Origin of the sequence: Flavobacterium zubiriense, assembly GCF_041729725.1 — a bacterium.
Lineage (GTDB): Bacteria > Bacteroidota > Bacteroidia > Flavobacteriales > Flavobacteriaceae > Flavobacterium > Flavobacterium zubiriense.
The window spans coordinates 198,189-217,831 of record NZ_JBCFQL010000006.1; the positions used below are offsets into that span (position 1 = coordinate 198,189).

At 32.5% G+C, this 19,643-nt stretch carries 22 protein-coding genes and 1 tRNA gene; 14 read left to right on the forward strand and 9 right to left on the reverse strand.

The features are described from left to right. Window positions 1-30 precede the first annotated feature (30 nt). From AAGV28_RS07435 to ettA, 3 genes are read left to right on the forward strand one after another with little or no spacing between them, the layout of a single operon-like run. Window positions 31-213, forward strand: a complete 183-nt coding sequence (locus AAGV28_RS07435) for a CAL67264 family membrane protein (RefSeq protein ID WP_373406189.1) — start codon at window positions 31-33, stop codon at window positions 211-213. 36 nt (window positions 214-249) lie between these two features. Next, the gene (locus AAGV28_RS07440) at window positions 250-642 is read left to right on the forward strand and encodes a four helix bundle protein (protein WP_373406190.1); all 393 of its coding nucleotides are present in this window, start codon (window positions 250-252) and stop codon (window positions 640-642) included. Between the two features lie 60 nt (window positions 643-702). Next, window positions 703-2,397, forward strand: coding sequence for an energy-dependent translational throttle protein EttA (gene ettA, locus AAGV28_RS07445; protein WP_373406191.1), 1,695 nt, complete (start codon window positions 703-705; stop codon window positions 2,395-2,397). Window positions 2,398-2,467: 70 nt separating this feature from the next. On the opposite strand, the gene AAGV28_RS07450 is transcribed toward ettA, so the two are convergent. After that, the gene (locus AAGV28_RS07450; RefSeq protein ID WP_373406192.1) at window positions 2,468-4,255 is read right to left on the reverse strand and encodes an ABC transporter ATP-binding protein; all 1,788 of its coding nucleotides are present in this window, start codon (window positions 4,253-4,255) and stop codon (window positions 2,468-2,470) included. Between the two features lie 210 nt (window positions 4,256-4,465). On the opposite strand from AAGV28_RS07450, the gene AAGV28_RS07455 reads away from it, so the two are divergent. Beyond that, window positions 4,466-4,540: transfer RNA gene (locus AAGV28_RS07455), tRNA-Val, on the forward strand. A 158-nt stretch (window positions 4,541-4,698) separates the two neighbouring features. On the opposite strand, the gene AAGV28_RS07460 is transcribed toward AAGV28_RS07455, so the two are convergent. Further along, window positions 4,699-5,469 carry a patatin-like phospholipase family protein gene (locus AAGV28_RS07460; protein WP_373406193.1) on the reverse strand — a complete coding sequence of 257 codons (771 nt, stop codon included), beginning with the start codon at window positions 5,467-5,469 and terminating at the stop codon, window positions 4,699-4,701. Between the two features lie 40 nt (window positions 5,470-5,509). Further along, window positions 5,510-5,947 carry an acyl-CoA thioesterase gene (locus tag AAGV28_RS07465; protein ID WP_373406194.1) on the reverse strand — a complete coding sequence of 146 codons (438 nt, stop codon included), beginning with the start codon at window positions 5,945-5,947 and terminating at the stop codon, window positions 5,510-5,512. Between the two features lie 391 nt (window positions 5,948-6,338). Between AAGV28_RS07465 and AAGV28_RS07470 the strand changes: the two genes are divergently transcribed. After that, window positions 6,339-7,181, forward strand: a complete 843-nt coding sequence (locus AAGV28_RS07470; protein WP_373406195.1) for a transglutaminase-like domain-containing protein — start codon at window positions 6,339-6,341, stop codon at window positions 7,179-7,181. Between the two features lie 24 nt (window positions 7,182-7,205). Here AAGV28_RS07470 and AAGV28_RS07475 read toward each other — a convergent pair whose 3' ends face one another. From AAGV28_RS07475 to AAGV28_RS07490, 4 genes are all read right to left on the reverse strand, one after another. After that, window positions 7,206-8,489: a serine hydrolase domain-containing protein gene (locus tag AAGV28_RS07475; protein WP_373406196.1), complete on the reverse strand. Its 1,284-nt coding sequence runs from the start codon at window positions 8,487-8,489 to the stop codon at window positions 7,206-7,208. 146 nt (window positions 8,490-8,635) lie between these two features. Further along, the gene (locus AAGV28_RS07480) at window positions 8,636-8,944 is read right to left on the reverse strand and encodes a type II toxin-antitoxin system RelE/ParE family toxin (protein ID WP_373406197.1); all 309 of its coding nucleotides are present in this window, start codon (window positions 8,942-8,944) and stop codon (window positions 8,636-8,638) included. Beyond that, on the reverse strand, window positions 8,926-9,168 hold the full coding sequence (locus AAGV28_RS07485; RefSeq protein WP_373390573.1) for a hypothetical protein: 243 nt from the start codon (window positions 9,166-9,168) through the stop codon (window positions 8,926-8,928). The genes AAGV28_RS07480 and AAGV28_RS07485 overlap by 19 nt, the downstream gene beginning before the upstream one ends. Before the next feature lie 156 nt (window positions 9,169-9,324). After that, the gene (locus tag AAGV28_RS07490; RefSeq protein WP_373406198.1) at window positions 9,325-9,714 is read right to left on the reverse strand and encodes a DUF1398 domain-containing protein; all 390 of its coding nucleotides are present in this window, start codon (window positions 9,712-9,714) and stop codon (window positions 9,325-9,327) included. A gap of 485 nt (window positions 9,715-10,199) precedes the next feature. Here AAGV28_RS07490 and dnaK point away from each other — a divergent pair, with 485 nt between their 5' ends. The 3 genes from dnaK (at window position 10,200) to AAGV28_RS07505 (ending at window position 13,781) form a co-directional block, all read left to right on the forward strand. Continuing rightward, window positions 10,200-12,077, forward strand: coding sequence for a molecular chaperone DnaK (dnaK, locus tag AAGV28_RS07495; RefSeq protein WP_373395341.1), 1,878 nt, complete (start codon window positions 10,200-10,202; stop codon window positions 12,075-12,077). A 146-nt stretch (window positions 12,078-12,223) separates the two neighbouring features. Further along, window positions 12,224-13,354, forward strand: a complete 1,131-nt coding sequence (locus AAGV28_RS07500) for an AAA family ATPase (protein ID WP_373406199.1) — start codon at window positions 12,224-12,226, stop codon at window positions 13,352-13,354. Continuing rightward, a complete protein-coding gene (locus AAGV28_RS07505) occupies window positions 13,344-13,781 on the forward strand; it encodes a hypothetical protein (protein ID WP_373406200.1) in 438 nt (145 codons plus the stop codon). Before AAGV28_RS07500 ends, AAGV28_RS07505 begins: the two co-directional genes overlap by 11 nt. A 76-nt stretch (window positions 13,782-13,857) precedes the next feature. Here the strand turns inward: AAGV28_RS07505 and AAGV28_RS07510 are convergent, their stop codons facing one another. After that, entirely contained in the window at window positions 13,858-14,031 is a 174-nt protein-coding gene (locus tag AAGV28_RS07510; protein WP_373406201.1) for a hypothetical protein, read from the reverse strand. Window positions 14,032-14,232: 201 nt separating this feature from the next. Here AAGV28_RS07510 and pyrR point away from each other — a divergent pair, with 201 nt between their 5' ends. From pyrR to AAGV28_RS07540, 6 genes are all read left to right on the forward strand, one after another. Continuing rightward, a complete protein-coding gene (pyrR, locus tag AAGV28_RS07515; protein ID WP_373406202.1) occupies window positions 14,233-14,772 on the forward strand; it encodes a bifunctional pyr operon transcriptional regulator/uracil phosphoribosyltransferase PyrR in 540 nt (179 codons plus the stop codon). An 86-nt stretch (window positions 14,773-14,858) separates the two neighbouring features. Further along, the gene (locus AAGV28_RS07520) at window positions 14,859-15,785 is read left to right on the forward strand and encodes an aspartate carbamoyltransferase catalytic subunit (RefSeq protein ID WP_373406203.1); all 927 of its coding nucleotides are present in this window, start codon (window positions 14,859-14,861) and stop codon (window positions 15,783-15,785) included. Between the two features lie 51 nt (window positions 15,786-15,836). Continuing rightward, window positions 15,837-16,172 carry a ribonuclease Z gene (locus AAGV28_RS07525; RefSeq protein ID WP_373406204.1) on the forward strand — a complete coding sequence of 112 codons (336 nt, stop codon included), beginning with the start codon at window positions 15,837-15,839 and terminating at the stop codon, window positions 16,170-16,172. Between the two features lie 86 nt (window positions 16,173-16,258). Beyond that, window positions 16,259-17,164 carry a ribonuclease Z gene (locus AAGV28_RS07530; RefSeq protein WP_373406205.1) on the forward strand — a complete coding sequence of 302 codons (906 nt, stop codon included), beginning with the start codon at window positions 16,259-16,261 and terminating at the stop codon, window positions 17,162-17,164. A gap of 33 nt (window positions 17,165-17,197) precedes the next feature. Next, a complete protein-coding gene (gene pdxH, locus AAGV28_RS07535; RefSeq protein ID WP_373406206.1) occupies window positions 17,198-17,842 on the forward strand; it encodes a pyridoxamine 5'-phosphate oxidase in 645 nt (214 codons plus the stop codon). A gap of 160 nt (window positions 17,843-18,002) precedes the next feature. Next, a complete protein-coding gene (locus tag AAGV28_RS07540; RefSeq protein ID WP_373406207.1) occupies window positions 18,003-18,509 on the forward strand; it encodes a CAP domain-containing protein in 507 nt (168 codons plus the stop codon). Window positions 18,510-18,972: 463 nt separating this feature from the next. Here the strand turns inward: AAGV28_RS07540 and AAGV28_RS07545 are convergent, their stop codons facing one another. Next, the gene (locus tag AAGV28_RS07545) at window positions 18,973-19,344 is read right to left on the reverse strand and encodes a tetratricopeptide repeat protein (protein WP_373406208.1); all 372 of its coding nucleotides are present in this window, start codon (window positions 19,342-19,344) and stop codon (window positions 18,973-18,975) included. Between the last annotated feature and the right edge of the window lie 299 nt (window positions 19,345-19,643).

A 19,643-nucleotide genomic window follows, 5' to 3' on the forward strand; every position in this document is an offset into this window, starting at 1 on the left:
TTGCATTTCTAAAACGATATACCAGAAGAAATGGGAATGAATAAAAATAGCATCTTAGGATGGGCTACGTTTATAATGATTGTAATGGGATTAATCTTAATAGGTCTTGGATTATTCAAATATAGAGATATTTCAGGTATTGGTTTTGCTGCCGTTGGAATCGGATTTTTTGCTATTGCCTGGGTTTTTAGTTCGCTTAAAGGAAGGGTATAATAGTAGTTTTTGGTTGGAAGTTAATCGTTTGTAGTTATGGCAACAATATCAAAATTTGAAGAATTAGAGATTTGGCAAAAAGCCAGAGAGATATGTCAATATGTCGAATTATTAATTCAAACAACAACTTTACAAACAAACTATTCATTAAAAAATCAAATCGACAGAAGTTCAGGTTTTATAATGGACAATATAGCCGAGGGATTTGAAAGAAATGGAAATAGAGAATTTATTCAATTTTTAAGTATAGCAAAAGGTTCTGCGGGTGAAGCCAAGTCACAATCTTATAGAGCTTTTGATAAAAAACTAATTTCAGAAGAGCAACATTCAAAACTAAATGAAATGATTGAAATTGAAAAAAATAAAATAGGTTCGATGATGAACTATTTGAATAATTGTGAAATTAAAGGATTAAAATTTAAAAAATAAAAGAGGAGTTTGTAATTGGCAAACTATAAACAACTAACAACTAACAAAAAACTTAAAATTATGTCAGACGATAAGAAAGTAATTTTCTCAATGCAAAAATTGAGTAAAACCTATCCGGGAGCAGATAAACCTGTACTTAAAAATATTTATTTGAGTTTCTTTTACGGGGCTAAAATTGGTATTTTAGGTCTTAATGGTTCTGGAAAATCTTCACTTTTGAAGATTATTGCTGGAGTTGATAAAAACTATCAGGGAGATGTTGTTTTTCAACCGGGTTACACTGTTGGTTATCTAGAGCAGGAACCGATTCTTGATGATTCGAAAACTGTAATCGAAATTGTTCGTGAAGGAGCTGCTGAAACTATGGCAGTTTTGGAAGAGTACAACCAAATCAATGATTTGTTTGGTCTTGAAGAAAACTATTCTGATCCAGACAAAATGGATAAATTGATGGATCGCCAAGCGGCTTTGCAGGACAAAATTGATGCTCTTGGCGCTTGGGAAATTGACACGAAATTAGAAATCGCAATGGATGCTTTGCGTACACCAGAAGGAGATACGCCAATCAAAAATCTTTCTGGAGGTGAGCGTCGTCGTGTAGCTTTGTGTCGTTTATTGTTGCAACAACCAGACGTTTTGCTTTTAGATGAACCTACAAATCACCTGGATGCAGAATCGGTACTTTGGTTAGAACAACACTTGGCACAATATTCAGGAACAGTAATCGCTGTAACGCACGACAGGTATTTCTTGGATAATGTTGCGGGTTGGATTTTAGAGTTGGATAGAGGAGAAGGTATTCCTTGGAAAGGGAATTATTCTTCTTGGTTAGACCAAAAATCAAGCCGTATGGCACAAGAAGAAAAAGTAGCTTCTAAACGTAGAAAAACCCTGGAACGTGAGTTGGACTGGGTTCGTCAAGGAGCGAAAGGTCGTCAAACGAAACAAAAAGCACGTTTACAGAACTACGATAAATTATTGAATGAAGACCAAAAACAATTGGATGAAAACTTGGAAATCTATATTCCAAATGGTCCACGTTTAGGAACTAATGTTATTGAAGCTAAGAATGTAGCCAAAGCTTTTGGAGAAAAATTATTGTATGATAATTTGAACTTCACTTTGCCACAGGCTGGAATTGTTGGGATTATTGGGCCAAATGGTGCTGGTAAATCGACTATTTTCAAAATGATTATGGGCGAACAACAAACCGACAGCGGAGAATTTTCTGTCGGTGAAACGGTTAAAATCGCTTATGTAGATCAATCGCATTCTAATATTGATCCCAATAAATCCATTTGGGAAAACTTTGCTGATGGTCAGGAATTGGTTATGATGGGCGGAAAACAAGTAAATTCAAGAGCTTATTTATCGCGTTTCAACTTTGGTGGAGGAGAACAAAATAAAAAAGTTTCAATGCTTTCTGGAGGAGAACGTAACCGTTTACACCTGGCAATGACATTGAAAGAAGAAGGAAACGTATTGTTACTGGATGAGCCTACGAATGATTTGGACGTAAACACGCTTCGTGCGCTGGAAGAAGGTTTAGAAAATTTCGCTGGATGTGCTGTGGTAATTTCGCATGACAGATGGTTCTTAGATCGTATTTGTACGCACATTTTAGCTTTTGAAGGAGATTCTGAAGTCTATTTCTTCGAAGGAAGTTTTTCTGATTATGAAGAAAACAAGAAAAAACGTTTAGGTGGTGATTTAACTCCAAAACGTTTGAAATACAGAAAATTAATTAGAAACTAATTTTTTGATTGATACTAAAAAAGGGATGATTTTGATAAATCATCCCTTTTTTATTTGTGTATATTTCTTACTATGAATTACTAAACTGTAGATTGCTTAGGTTTTTATAAATTCCGTTTTCTAAACCTATCAATTCCAGGTGTGTTCCTTGTTCGCTAATCCTTCCGTTATCAATTACTAAAATTTGATCTGCTGAACGAATCGTTGATAATCGGTGCGCAATAATAATACTTGTTCTTCCTTCCATTAAAATTTCCAGCGCTTCTTGAACTAATTTTTCGCTTTCGCTATCTAAGGATGAAGTAGCTTCATCTAAGATTAAAATACTAGGGTTTTTAAGCAAAGCACGAGCAATGGCAATACGCTGTCTTTGACCACCAGAAAGTTTAATTCCTCTTTCGCCAACAACAGTTTCCATTTTTTCAGGAAAACTTTCGATAAAGTTGAAAGCATTAGCTTGTTTTGCTGCTAATAGAATTTCTTCATCTGTGGCATTTGGTTTTCCGTAAGCGATGTTTTCTTTGATAGTTCCTCCAAATAAAATCACATCCTGAGGAACAATACTCATGTTGCCACGAAGATTTTCTAAATCAAAATCATGAATATTTTTATTATCAATTAAAATTTCTCCTTTATCAATATCATAAAAACGCAACAACAAAGAAGCAATAGTTGATTTTCCGGCACCACTTGGTCCTACGATGGCAATTTTTTGACCAAAACTAGCCGTAAAATTCACATCTTTCAACACCTGAATTTCTTTTCGGGACGGATAACTAAAAGCAACATTTTTAAAAGTTACATTTCCTTTTATTTTTTCGATTGTAGCTGAATTTGGAGTAGCATCAATTTTTTCAGGAGTTTCATCTAATAATTCAAAAACACGTTCGGTTGCTCCAATTGCTTTTTGAACCTGAGCATACAATTCGGCAATTCCTCCCGAAGATGCCCCTACATAACTCGAATATAAAATAAATGTAAACAATTCACCCACAGATATTTCTCCACCAATACTCAAATGAACACCGTACCACACTACTGCTACAATAGTTCCAAACAAACAGATAATAATAAAGGATGCAAAATACCCTCTTAACTGACCACCTTTGATAGCAATTTTAACTACTTCTTTAATTTTGCCTTGATAGCGTGCAATTTCGTACCATTCGTTAGCAAAGGCTTTTACAATGCTAATTCCTTGCATGGTTTCTTCAACAACCACCTGACTTTCGGCAACCTGATCTTGCACTTTTTTGGAATATTTTCGAATAAAACGACCAAAAAGAACCGCTGCAACTCCAACCAATGGAACGATAGAAACCATCATAATCGTTAACTTGATATTGATACTGGCAAGCATTACAAAACTTCCAATAATCAATATAAACTGACGAAGAAATTCAGCAATTGTAGTAGTTAAAGTATCCTGAATTTGGGTAATATCATTACTGATTCTACTGTTTAGTTCTCCCACACGTTTTTGCGAAAAGAACGTCATAGGGAGTTTTACTAAATTAGTGTATAATGCCAATCGAACATTGGCTAACGTATTTTCGGTAAAGTTGACAAACAAAGACAATCTAAAAAAAGAAAATACCGATTGTAATATTAAAACCAATCCTAATCCTAAAGCAATTTGGTTGGCTAAGGCCGAATCTTTTTTATTGACACAATCTACTAACATTCCCATGAATTTAGGAAATGCTAAGGCTGTGACACTGGTAAGTAATAAAAAAATTAAACCAACATAAAATTTCCAACTATTATTGCCTGCGTATTTAAAGATGATTTTTGCTTTATTAAGCGAGCTTGCCGTTATTTTTGATTTTGGTAAATCATTGTCTTTGAATCTTCCCATTTTTTCAATTTTAGAATGCAAATGTACTACTATAAGCTAGTCATTACAAAAAAAACTGCGAGATCTCAGTCTGGTTAAAACACTGTTTTTGAGCAAGAAATAAAATAGGCTTGTTTTTTTATTTATTTATTTTTAAATTTTGCTTGCAAATATAAAATCTAGCTGTATATTTGCACTCGCAATAAGCAACGATTGCAACCTAATAAAATAGGGCGATTAGCTCAGCTGGTTCAGAGCACCTCGTTTACACCGAGGGGGTCGGGGGTTCGAACCCCTCATCGCCCACAAGTTTAATAACAAATGGTTTCAAAACCCTATAAATCTTATGATTTATAGGGTTTTTGCTTTGTGACATATACTAAATTATTCATTCAATCATTATTGAAAAGAGATTAAACAAAAGCTCGTATGACTTTTGAGGTAAGAAAAATAAAAGATTCAGTTTAAAAATGAATATTTAGCGCTTTGATTTGGTTTTCAAAAGTAAGGGCATGCTGGTAACTGTATTCGAAAATTTCATCGGCATTTTTAAGATTGTAAAGACTAAATTGGCTCATATTAGGTGGTTCAAAGTACAAGTTGCAGCTGTGCGTTTTTTGTTCGACTGAACTTTTCATAGCCAGATGAAAACAGCGATCCAAAATGTTGTTCATGCCTACTTTATCCACTTCTTTTTTGATAGAATTAACGTAACTACCAATAATAATATCGCATTGTCCCATTAAAGGTTCAATAGGGAAATTGTTCATTACACCGCCATCAACATACAAAGTATTGTTGTAATTTACAGGTTGAAATAATAAAGGTAGGCAAGAGGAAGCCATAATGGCCTGAGATAAATTACCTGACGAAAAGTAAACCAATTCGCCCTTAAGAATATCAGTTGCAGCGATATATAATGGGATTTTTAAATCGTCAAAAGAGTTGGTTGGGAAACATTCGGAATAAATATCATGAAATCCTTTCATGGCAAACAAGCCTTGTCTTTTTATTAAAAGATTAGAAAAATTAAAAATTTGTCCTTTTTTTAAAATGGTTAAAATTTCATTTGCCGAATAACCCGCAGCATAAAAAGCAGCCGCAATAGCTCCAGCACTTGTTCCTGAAACGTGCGAAGCTTTGATACCAAATTCCTCTAAGGCTTTTAGCATACCTAGATGTCCAATTCCTCGAGCGCCTCCTCCGGATAATACAATTCCTATTTTAGTTTTCATTTGTGTTTTTGTTGTTGAAATTCAAATAGAATTTTTGTTTTTAGGATTCGATAAAATCTTTGGATTTTGGAATACTTACCAAAGCTTGAAAGGCAATTTCAGGAACTGGATTGACTAATTTACGCAATTTAGTATCCATCCAGGCACCATCTACTGTTAAAGCGGCACAAAGTTGGTCTTCTTCGTTTCTAAATTCATGAGTAATGGACCAGCGGGAAGCATCGGCTTTCATTTTAGCTACTTTGGTATGGATAAAAATCGAATCATTCAATTTTACTTCTTTTCTGAAAATACATTCTTCTCTAAAAAGTACGGGACCAAAATGCTGTGTTTGAAATGCTTTCATGGTCAAGCCTAGATTTTCTAATATTTCTAAACGATGTTGTGCAGCACAATCATAATACACACTATGACGAAGATGAAAATTAGGATCTAAATCGGCCCAACGAAAAGATAATTGTTTGCTGAAAAAACTCATGCTGTTTGCTTTTTATTATTGTAAGTTCTCGTAAATTTAAAAAAAATAAGCCAAAAAGAAAGAAATAGATTCTTTATAGTTTTGGATAAATTTACTGTTAAAAAGGTTATCAAGATTTATTTGTTTCATTTTGAATTTACGTTTTTATTGAAAGTGAAAAATTAAGAGTTATCATTTTTCTTTTTTGCTTGATCAAAAAAGAAACAAAAAAATCAAGTCTTACACTTCCTCGTCGGTCAAATTAGTTTTCGAATGCTAAAAGAAAAGAACTCGCTAACGCTCAAACAGCTTTTCTTTTTACGCATTCTTCAAACATTTGACACTCGACTGCAGAAGTTAAGGACAGTTAAGTTTCTTAAGTAATCTAACTGATAATTAATATCTTTACAAAATGAGATTTAAAGTAAGCAGTTTTTTATCCTACGAAGTTTTTTCTACAACAACCTTTATTTTTAATATTCAGGTTGCTAACTTGGCAACGCAACTAATTATTTCAGAATCGCTTACTATTATTCCTGAAATTAAATACGAAGAGTTTGTATTGCAAAATTCAGCGACTCGTTTTATTAAAATGGAGGTCGAAAAAGGAACTAATTTCTCGATTAGTTATGAAGCTGAAGTTGATGTTTTGTATGAGTTAATTACAGATGAGAAGCTTTTTGAATCTATTCCAATTATTGATTTAGACAACGAAGTTTTACCTTTTATTTCGCCAAGCAGGTATTGTGAATCCGATAAATTATTAGGTTTTGCTAATCAGCAATTTGGACATTTACTGAATGAATTTACTAAAGCCAAAGCAGTCAACGAATGGGTTTATAATTCGATAGCGTACAAAGCAGGAACTAGTGATTCTAGTAGATCAGCTTGCGATGTTCTAAATTTAAAAGAAGGTGTTTGTAAAGATTTTGCTCACCTTGCCATTGCTTTGTGTCGCGCTTTAGATATTCCAGCGCGTTATTTTACAGGTTATGCTTACGCACTTGAACCACCAGATTTTCATGCTTGTTTTGAAGCCTATGCAGGAGGGAAGTGGCTCTTTTTTGATCCAACAAAATTAAGTGTTCTTAACGGATTGGTCAAAATTGCTAATGGAAAAGATGCCAGCGAAGTAGCTGTGGCTAGTTTTTTTGGAGAAGTGAATTGTGCTTTTATGAAAATTGAATGTCATCCTGTTTCAGTTGATTTTATTCCTTTCGATACAAAAGAAAATGAAGCCGTTTCTTATGGTTGATACGGCTTCATTTTCTCGAATGTATTAGTCATCAATGGCTTGTTCTGCTAGTATTTGAAATTTCCAGCCTGTATTGTCACTCGTTTTTTGAGTCTGTTTTAAGATAATTCCAATGAGTTCTTCTTTTGGATCAGCAAAATACTGAGTATTAAAATAACCGCCCCAATTGAATGTTCCTGCACTACCTTGACCGCCTAAATCTTCGCCTTTTTGGTTTAAAACTCTAAAACCCAAACCATGTCCAGCATCGCTATTGCTCCAAATAGCACCAATTTGGTTTGTCAACATAAATTGGACTGTGGTTCTGCTTAATAAGCGAATACCGTTTAATTCACCTTTATTTAGGAACATTTGCAAGAAAGTAGCATAATCTTTTGCGGTGCTTGAAAGTCCGGCGCCACCAGAGAAAAAGCTTTTTGCTCCTGATTTTGGATAATTAGTATCGTAAAACGTATTTGGGAACGGAATCCATTTTCCATTTTCTTTGGTTTGAACGCTTACTAATCGGTTGTATTTTGATTCCGGCAAATAGAAATACGTATCATTCATTTCTAATGGTTCAAAAATGCGGGTTCTGTAAAATTCATCCATTGGCATGCCCGACATGATTTCGATAAAATACCCAATAACGTCTAATCCTTCACTGTAAATGAATTTTTCTCCAGGATTGTGGTGCAAAGGCAGTTTTGCTAGTTTTTTGACACTTTCGGCAATGGTAATTTTGTTGGTCGTAAATAAATCGGTTACGCCAGCGTCCTGATATATTTTTTTGAAACGAGGATCGCTATCAATTTGGCCGTAGCCAATTCCGGAAGTATGTGTAATTAAATCACGAATGGTAATTTCTCTTTTGGCTGTTTTCGTTGTGTATTTTCCATCGGGATAAACTGAATCTAAAACTTGAGCGTTTTTAAATTCAGGAATGTATTTTGCAATAGGATCGTCTAGTTTGAATTTTCCTTCTTCCCAAAGCATCATGACTGCAGTAGTAGTTATGGCTTTTGTTTGCGATGCAATTCTGAAAATAGCATCGGGTTTTAAGATTTTTGAACTGGCATTATCCGCCATTCCAAAAGCTTTTAGATAGACAATCTTTCCTTTGCGAGCCACTAAGGCTATAGCTCCCGGAATTTCCGAATCGGCAACGGCTTTGGTTAACATATTGTCAATTCGAGCCAGTCGTTCGCTAGACATTCCTACACTGCTTGGAGTTGCTTCTGAAAGTTTTGGCGAGTTTTTTACGGAATGGGTTTGAGCAAAAGTGCTGCAATTCCATATTGCAAAAAGGGTGATAAAGATTTTTTTCATGGTTGGTTTTTTGTTTTTAGTGGCATAGCTGTGGATTATTTATCTATGTAAAATTGCTTTTTTATGGTTTGTTGTAAATTTTTGGATAAACAAAGAGTTCTATGTCTAACAAAAAATCTAATTTTCCAAAACTGCAGGATAGTGTTTTATTTTTTGAGTAGTTTCAATAATTTTTTTGGATCTTGACGATTATCCCAAAAAGCAGTAATTATGATTTGAGTATCATCACTTTTATAATAAATACTGAAATTTCCCATTGCAGCTTCTCTAGTATCTAAGTGATTTGTAGGTTTGCCAACATCTGGATTTTGTGAAATCAGTTTAATACGCTCGTTAATCAAGCCAATGAGCTTTTCTGCATACTTAGTTGATTTGTTGCGAATTGTCCAATATTTTAAAATTTCACGTCGCTGCTTTATCGCAGTCTCGGTCCAAACTACAGACTTTTTAGCCATTCCAAATCCATTTTATCTAACTCTTCTTGCGATACAATTCGATTATTTTTAATGTCTTCTTCACTCATATTTAGCATTAAAATTTGAGCTTCTGAAAGCTGTATTGTTTCTTCGTTAATGTTACTTGTACTAACTAACTTATAAAGAGCTAATAAATAATCTTTGTTAGATATTGTAAGTAACTTATCTATGATGCTATTTCTAATATTGTCGGCTCCAGTCATAATTTTAATTATTTACACAAAGGTTGTGAATTTATAGTAGATTTCCAATAATTACACACAACTAATTGGTAGTGTTTTGGTTGTATGGTATTGATAATTAGCGGTAATGTGTTAGATTTCTTTTGTCTGTGCTCCGTTTGTTTAAAATGAATTGTATTATTCTGGGATTTTCTCAATCAGAATTGGGTTTTCGATACTATCATAATAAGTACAAGTCATTTCGATAATGTCCACACGCCATTTGGCAATACCACATTGAGCAGCATGGTTGCAAAAAGTCATATAATCGGTTTGACCGTCTTGATGCATTACTAAGAACTCGATGAGTCGTTCTTTGTTTGCAGAAGGAGCAATGTTAAGGCTATCGTAGGTTTTATTTTCGGATGCTCTAAAATTATTTTCACCAAAATATTCTACATGACCGTCATTAACAAAGGCATCGTAGCCTAGAACGCCCAGCTCAATTAAATCTTTAATGTAATTGGGAAAATCAGCACCCGATTTTACTTTTTCGTGCGCTGTTTTGATTTGATCTATGGTAAACATTTTTTAAATTTTTAGGTTTTCAAATATAGTTTAAAATCAAATTATATTAACCCGTTGGGTGAAATTATCAAAAACGTCAGTTCGAGTGTTTTTTGCGTAATGAAATGAAGCGAAAAATGTATCGAGAACCGTTTTCTATTCAATATTTTCTTGTTCTCGATACAAATTTTCCGAAAAAGCTGTCGCGTTTTCTGAAAATTCACTCGAACTGACGAAAATTTAATATCCAAAAACAATTTCACCCAACGAGTTATATTAATACTGATTCTATTTTAGTTGGAATTATTATTGAGTAACGTGACGGCCCTAATTTCCCGTTTCCGTAAATCTGTCAGTCAGTTTGAAATGTCATATTGTCAGCTAATATTACGACAGTTTTAAGATTTTATGACAAATTATATAAGGCTTTAATATTGGCACAAAGATTGACTTAAGCACCTTGAGTTATTAAATCGAGTATATAATAAAAATTAAATATATTAAAAATGGGTAAAATAATCGGAATTGATTTAGGTACGACGAACTCTTGTGTTTCTGTAATGGAAGGTAGCGAAGCAGTTGTTATTCCTAATGCAGAAGGAAAAAGAACAACGCCATCTATCATCGCTTTTGTAGAAGGTGGAGAAATTAAAGTAGGGGATCCTGCAAAAAGACAAGCGGTAACTAATCCAACTAAGACTATTGCTTCTATCAAACGTTTTATGGGACATTCATTTGCTGAAACTACTGAAGAAGCAAAAAGAGTTCCTTACAGTGTTGTAAAAGGTGACAACAATACGCCACGTGTGGATATTGACGGTCGTTTATACACTGCTCAAGAATTGTCAGCAATGACTCTTCAAAAAATGAAAAAAACTGCTGAAGACTATTTAGGTCAAACAGTTACTGAAGCAGTTATTACTGTTCCTGCTTACTTTAACGATGCACAACGTCAAGCTACTAAAGAAGCTGGTGAAATTGCAGGTCTTAAAGTGATGCGTATCATCAATGAGCCTACTGCTGCTGCATTAGCTTATGGTTTAGATAAAAAAGGAACAGATCAAAAAATTGCTGTTTACGATTTAGGTGGAGGTACTTTTGATATCTCTGTTCTTGAATTAGGAGACGGAGTTTTCGAAGTATTGTCTACTGATGGTGATACTCACCTTGGAGGAGATGATTTTGACCACGTAATTATTGACTGGTTAGCTGACGAATTTAAAGCTGAAGAAGGAATTGACTTGCGTTTAGACCCAATGTCATTACAACGTATCAAAGAAGCTGCAGAGAAAGCTAAGATTGAATTGTCTTCTTCTGCTGAAACTGAAATCAACTTGCCATACGTAACGGCTACGGCTTCAGGACCAAAACACTTAGTTAAAAAATTATCTCGTTCTCAATTTGAGAAATTAACTGATTCATTAGTAAAACGTTCTATGGAACCAGTTGCTAAAGCGTTGAAAAATGCTGGTTTATCAGTTTCTGATATCGACGAAGTAATCTTGGTAGGAGGTTCGACTCGTATCCCAAGAATCGTTGAAGAAGTGGAGAAATTCTTTGGAAAAAAAGCGTCTAAAGGAGTTAACCCTGATGAGGTTGTTGCAATTGGAGCAGCTATTCAAGGTGGTGTACTTTCTGGAGATGTAAAAGATGTATTGTTACTTGACGTAACTCCATTATCTTTAGGTATCGAAACTATGGGTGGTGTAATGACTGTTCTTATCGAAGCTAACACTACTATCCCAACTAAAAAATCTCAAGTATTCTCTACTGCTGCTGATTCTCAACCAACAGTTGAACTTCACGTATTGCAAGGAGCTAGAGCAATGGCTGCTGATAACAAAACTATCGGTCGTTTCCACTTAGATGGTATTCCACCAGCACCAAGAGGAGTTCCTCAAATTGAGGTTTCTTTTGATATTGATGCTAATGGTATCATTAAAGTAACTGCAACTGATAAAGGAACTGGAAAATCTCACGATATTCGTATCGAAGCTTCTTCAGGTTTAACAGCTGACGAAATCGAACAAATGAAAAAAGATGCTGAAGCTAACGCTGATGCTGATAAAGCTGCAAAAGAAAGAGCTGAAAAATTAAACGAAGCTGATAGTACTATTTTCCAAACTGAAAGTCAATTGAAAGAATTGGGAGATAAAATTTCAGACGAGAACAAAACAGCTATCGAATTTGCTTTAACTGAATTGAGAATGGCACACCAATCTCAAGATATTGCTGCTATCCAAAAAGGTTTAGATAATGTAAATGCTGCTTGGAAAACTGCTACTGAAGCTATGTACGCTCAAGGAGAGCAAGGTCAAGCTGCTGCTGAACCACAAGCTGAAGGTGATAACGTTCAAGACGTAGATTACGAAGAAGTAAAATAAGCAGAGAACCAATTTTTGAAGAAAAATTGTTTGAATCGCTTATCCCGATTTTTATCGGGATCTTTTGAAGAATATAAATAAGGAAAAACCGAGTCAATAATGGCTCGGTTTTTTTGTTATATTTACACTATAATTACAAATAAGAAATGGAAAAATTAATAGTTAAAAATTTTGGACCAATTAATGAAGCTGAAATAGACCTGACTAAATATGTTGTGTTTATAGGTGATACTTCAACAGGGAAAAGTGTTTTAGCAAAGTTGATTTCTATTTTTAGGGAATTTTCAAATGTTTTAAACAATAAAGTTGACAATTTGGAATTCATATTATCTTTTAAAAATCAATTGGAAAATTACAATATAGATTTTAATTATGAAGACAGCCAGATAGACTATTTGGACGATAATTTACATATTAAATTATTAAGAAATGAAATTTCTGTTGTCAAAGATGATAGAGAGAAAATGACAACGGATGAATTTGAGCAATTCATAAAAGGCAATAATGTTTTAGATCCAACTGATGAAATGCAAGTTGCATTTCGTTCTCTGTCTATGAAAGGACAAAATATTTATTTTCCAGCAGAAAGAATACTAACTTCTTTAGTAGGAGCTTCAATTTCTGGTCTTTGGGCAAATAATGTTGCACTTCCAAATTGTTTTAAGGATTTTGCAGGAAAATTTGAAGTAGCAAGAAAAAGGATACGAACAATAAAATATCCTGATTTTGATTTTAACTATTCATACAGTAATGCTCAAGATTTAATTAGAATAGGAGGTACAGAAATTTCTCTTGTTCAGGCATCTAGTGGGATCCAGTCGATTGTTCCTTTATTATTGGTTTTAGATTTTGAATTATTAGGTGGTAGAATTGAGCCAAGGTTGTCTTTTTTAATTGAAGAACCTGAATTAAATTTATTTCCTATTAAGCAAAAAAAGCTAATAGATTATATAGTAAAAGGTGTCAATAAAACTAAATATAAAGTTGTGTTCACAACCCACAGCCCTTATATTCTCTCATCTCTCGACACCTTAATGCTTGCCAAAAACACTTTTGATGAACATCCTGATTTGAAGGAAGAAATTAGCAAAATTGTTTCGGAAGATAAATGGATAGATTACGATGATATTTCTGTTTATGAAGTTCGAAATGATGGAAGAGTGTATTCCATCAAAAATGAAGAATTTAAAAGTATTGATACTAATGCAATTGATGGAGTTTCGGATATTATTTCTGAAGAATTTGACAAACTAACAGAGTTACGATATGCACACTAATTTTGATGATTTTATTGTAGCACATCAAAATTGTTGTTCGAAAAGCAATATAGCTTCTGAAAATGGAAAACGATTTGAAATCAACTCGATTGAGAGTTTTACAAGAATCAGAATCGATGATTGTTTAATTCCTTCACAGCAAGTAGAAAAATGTGATTTTGGATTTGTCAGACATTCAAATAATGAATTTTATTTTGTAGAATTAAAAGGAAAAGATGTTAAGAAGGCTTTAAGCCAAATTATCAATACTATTTTAATTTTTGAATCGACATTCATTAAAATTCCCCAAGTTAAAAGATTTGGATTTATTGTCAGTTCAAGAAACCCTTTATCAAGTACTGAAACTAATAATTTAAAGCAAGCTTTTGCAAAAAGATATGGTCGGCTTTTAGAAATTCAAAGTAGGCAATGTAAATATCCTAAATAAACCGAGTCAATAATGGCTCGGTTTTTTTATGTCTATTCGGAAATTCAAATAAAAAATCTCCTGATTATTAAAGTAATTATTTCTTTCCGCCTATTTTGCTAATGATGAAAATGATAAAAACAATAACAGCTATAACAAGGAATATTCCCACGCTCATTCCTGCTTTAAAAATATCTCCAATGATTTCACAACTTGAAAAGGTGAACATAACGATTAGAAGTAGAAGTACTCTTTTTACTGTGTTTTTCATGATTTCTAGAATTTTAAATTAGTTAATAATGTTGGTTTAAAAGTACATTTTAAATATATATCCTATTTTATATAATTTTACTGTTTTGTTGTATTATTCAAATCTTATAAGAATCTTTTAACTCAAATTTTAAATATTGATATTCTTAAAGGTTATAAATCTGATTTTGTATATTTGCGCAATCCAATACAACTCTTTACTATGACTCAAAAAGTTTTGCTTAATTCCAAAGAAGTCAATATCATTCTTCATCGTTTGGCTTGTCAGCTAATTGAAAAACATCTCGATTTTAAAGATACTATTTTAATTGGTATTCAGCCAAGAGGAACCTTTTTAGCAGAACGGCTAAAAGAGGTGTTGGAAAAAGAATACAACACTCCCGAAATAAAATTAGGTTATTTAGATATCACTTTTTTTAGAGATGATTTTAGAAGAACCGAAAAACCATTGGAAGCTAATAAAACTAAAATAAGTTTTATTGTAGAAAATAAAAAAGTCATTTTTATTGATGATGTATTGTTTACTGGAAGAAGTATCAGAGCAGCATTGACTGCAGTGCAATCTTTTGGTAGACCTTCAGAAATAGAATTACTAGTGTTGATTGACAGACGTTTTAGTCGCAATTTACCTATTCAACCAGATTATAGAGGAAGACAAGTAGATGCTATTAACAATGAAAAGGTAAAAGTGAGTTGGAAAGAAAATGATGGAGAAGATGCCGTATATTTAGTTACCAATTAATAGATTAATCGTTAAGTCGTTTAATTGTTTAATCGCAAAAGAAAGATAAACGATTAAACAATAAACAAATAAACAGTAAATAAAAAATGAAAGAATTAAGCGTAAATCATTTATTAGGCATCAAATATATTAACAAGAATGATATAGAGCTTATTTTTGAAACAGCGGATCATTTTAAAGAAGTCATTAATCGTCCTATAAAGAAAGTGCCTTCGTTACGAGATATTACCATTGCCAATATTTTTTTCGAAAATAGTACCCGAACTAAACTTTCATTCGAATTGGCTCAAAAACGATTATCGGCAGATGTAATTAGTTTTTCGGCAGCACAATCTTCGGTTAAAAAAGGTGAAACGCTTATTGATACCGTAAACAATATTCTTTCAATGAAAGTAGATATGGTGGTCATGCGCCATGCTAATCCTGGAGCAGCCCATTTTTTATCGCAAAATGTAAAAGCAAGTATTGTAAATGCTGGCGATGGCGCTCATGAACATCCTACACAGGCTTTATTAGATAGTTATTCGATAAGAGAAAAATTAGGAGATGTAGCAGGAAAAAAAGTAGTTATTGTAGGTGATATTTTGCATTCAAGAGTGGCTTTGTCTAATATTTATGCGTTGCAAATGCAAGGTGCCGAAGTAAAAGTTTGTGGTCCTAAAACTTTAATTCCAAAACACATTGAATCATTAGGTGTAAAAGTAGAACCTAATTTACGAAAAGCCTTAGAGTGGTGTGATGTGGCCAATATGCTGCGTGTTCAAAACGAAAGAATGGATGTGAATTATTTTCCATCAACTAGAGAATATGCACAACAATATGGAGTAGATAAAACTTTATTAGAATCATTGAATAAAGAAATTGTAATCATGCATCCAGGACCTATTAATAGAGGAGTAGAGATTACATCTGAAGTAGCCGATTCGGGACAATCCGTTATTTTAAACCAAGTCGAAAATGGAGTAGCGATTAGAATGGCTGTTATTTATCTTTTGGCTTCAAAAATTCAGTAAGTTAAAAATTCTTACTAACTTTAGATTTTAGTAATTTCAAAATTAAATTTTATGAAAGTAGATCAAAAAGGACATACTATTACAATTAAAGATACTCAGGGTGATTTTACTTCTTTTTTAATGAAGGTTACACACCAATATAAAAGTTACGAAAAACATAATATAATAATTGATCTTTTAGGGTATAAAGAAGAATTACCTGTAAGCGATTTAAAACTGTTTTTACCTATGTCTAAAAAACATAAAAAAGCAAAGCAATCATTTATTGTTGTAGTGGCTGATTTTGATTATAATGCTTTGCCTGAAAAATTTACTGTAGTTCCGTCTTTATTAGAAGCTCATGATATTATTGAGATGGAAGAAATAGAAAGAGACTTAGGATTTTAGAACGTTTAATTGTTTATTCGTTTAAAAGTTTAATCGAATGATTTTTATATAACGATTAAACAAATAACCAGTTAACAAAATACACTTTGAAATTAACTATTCTGGGCTGTTATGCGGCCACTCCACGTACATTTACAAATCCTACTTCGCAGTTATTAGAAATAAAAAACCGACTTTTTCTTGTTGATTGTGGCGAAGGAACACAAGTACAACTGCGCAAAAACAAAATCAAATTTTCTAAGATCAATCATATTTTTATCTCGCACTTACACGGAGATCATTTTTATGGATTAATTGGTTTGATTTCTACTTTTTCGTTATTGAATAGAAATAACGATTTGGCTGTTTATGGTCCAAAAGGAATAAAAGAAATTATTTTATTACAATTGCGATTGTCTAATTCATGGCCCAATTTTGGTTTGCATTTTCACGAATTAACTTCAAACCAAAGCGAGTTAATTTTTGAAGACGATAAAGTCATTGTGAAAACCATTCCGTTAAAACATCGTGTGTATACCAATGGATTTTTATTTGAAGAAAAAATTGCCGAACGAAAGTTAAACGTAGATGCTGTTCGAGAATATCAAATTGAGAAATGTTATTTCCAAAACATAAAAAATGGAAAAGATATTTTTCTGGATGATGGAACTTTGATTTCCAATGAAAAATTAACATTTGATCCTGAAAAACCCAAAAGTTATGCTTTTTGTTCAGATACTATTTATAACGAAGCTATCATTACATTAATAGAAAATGTAGATGTGTTGTATCACGAAGCTACTTTTTTACAATCGGAAGCAAGCTTGGCAACTAAAACTATGCATTCTACAGCCATAGAGGCGGCTACCATTGCTAAAAAAGCTCAAGTAGGTAAACTGATCTTAGGACATTATTCAACGCGCTATGATGCCATTTCTTTGTTTAAAGAAGAAGCTGAAACTGTTTTTCCGAATGTGCTGTTAGCAGATGATGGGAAAAGTTTTGATTTTTAGTTTTTACATAACTATTTTATAATTTTAAATACCATGGAAGATTTAAGTAATTACAGAAGATCTTATGAAAAAAGTGAATTATTAGAATCTAATATTCCCGAAGACCCAATTAATCTTTTTCATCGTTGGTTTCACGAAGTAGAAGATTTTGGAGGAAATGATGAGGTAAACGCCATGACCGTTTCAACTTTAGGTTTGGATGGTTTTCCAAAGTCCAGAGTTGTGTTATTAAAAAAATACAATGATGAAGGTTTTATCTTTTATACTAATTATAATTCGGAGAAAGGAAAAGCCATCGAACAAAATCCCAATGTGTGTCTTTCCTTTTTTTGGCATTCAGCCGAACGTCAAGTTATTATTAAAGGAATAGCCGAAAAAACGGACGAAACCATTTCGGATAATTATTTTGATTCCAGACCTGATGGAAGTAAGTTAGGTGCTATTGTTTCTAACCAAAGTGAAATAATACCGTCTAGAGAGTTTTTAGATGAAAATTTAAAAGTGCTTGAGGCTGTTTTTGATAATAAGTCAATTCCAAGACCTAAACATTGGGGTGGATACCTCGTTCGTCCTGTAGAAGTAGAATTTTGGCAAGGAAGAACAAATCGATTACACGATAGAATTCGTTATTTTATTCTAAATGATTTTACTTGGAAAATAGATAGATTGTCTCCTTAATGTAAGATAATTGTTCTTTTTAAAACAAAATGATGTAGTTCGTCGATTTTTTTTGTAGTTTAACGGTAAAGTGTTGTATGTTTGAATAAGCAAAAAAACAAAAATTAACACCTTTTAAAGAGTTTGTCCCCAATCTACTTTAAACTTAAACTACAAGCTTATGAAAGTAAATTTACTCAATTTAATGTTGCTTTTGACAGTAATATTTACAATGAATTCCTGCTCTTCTGATTCTTCTGAAGAAATAACTGCAAATTCTACAAGTTCTTTAATTGTTGAGAATTATTCATATAGTGAGGATGAGTTAGAAACTATGAAATTGATTAATGAGTACCGAGTAAGTATTGGTTTAAATCCATTAGAAAAGATTAATCACATCTCTTATAAATCAGAAGAGCATGATTATTATATGATTGATAAAAAAGTACCAAGTCATGATGGTTTTGTAGAACGTTCAAATAATATCATGAAATTACTTGATGCTAAAACTGTAGGAGAGAATGTTGCTTACAATTATAATAATGCTCAAGGAGCTGTTACAGCTTGGTTAAATAGCCCAGCTCACAAGAAAAATATTGAAGGTAATTATACTCATTTTGGAATTTCAATTAGAAAAAATGCAGATGGTAAAAAATATTACACTAATATTTTTGCAAGAATTGATTAGTTTTTTGGTTTTTAAATAAGTACAAAGGAGAGTATTTGCCCCAAATCTATTCTCTAAAGTATTAAATAAAAAAGAGTTTATAATCCCCCAATTATAGACTCTTTTTTTTGCAATATGGTCAAAATAGTCAGTGTGTGTTTTTTATCAAATTCTTTTATTCATTTTATACCGTTTAGAAATATAAATCGGTCTCAATTGTCAGTTTGAGCGCAGTCGAGAACGATTATTGCATCTGGACTGCGTTCAATGTGACAAAAAACAATCCAACTTTTTTATATATCTAATTGGTATTATTTTGATATTAAAAAAAAAGATAAGATTATTACTTGTTTGTTGTACTAGTGAGTAGTAAAAACTATATAATGTCGTATTTTGAAACGATACAATGTTGTTTAAAATATTAACTTGTAGCTGTTTAAGTCAATATAGCCTCTTTTGACTTTACGACTTTAAAACTTTCGACTTACTTATTTAACTTTTTGTTTAATTTCTCTATAATGCCATTGGCTTTTTCAACTTCACCAATAGCGTACAAAGATTTTGCATATTGATCGTAATGTATTGTTTTTACATCTGAAGTAATAGCAAATAATTCTCCATACCATTTTGCCGCTTTTTCCATATTCATATCGGCATAGAATGCGTTTCCTAATGTTTCGAATAGATCAATTGATTTGTATCCTTTTTCAGCCACTCTTTCATAGGTTTTAATGACATTTACATAAGCGTATTTTTCGCCAACTTTAGTAGTAGTACTTGTTTTTGAATTTTGGGAAAAACCATTATATGATGATAGACTTGCAAAAACAAAAAAAAAGATTGGGGTTACTTTCATATTATAAATTTAGTAGAGTCTTATTTGGTTTATTAATTGTTAATTTTTACAAGTAATAAAAAAATAATGTATGATAAATTTAAATTAAATTTTTAAAAACTATATAAAGTAAGCTCTTTTTTAGTCTAAATGTGTAATAGTTGTTGTTTTTATAAGATTTTGCGGTCTGTTTTCAATCGATAAGTAGAATTTGGAAAAAGTATGATTGTTTAGTTTTAATATCGAAACTTATCTGTATAAAAAAAACCTCGAAAGAATAAACATTCGAGGTTTGTTAATTTTAGAAATTATAGTTAGGG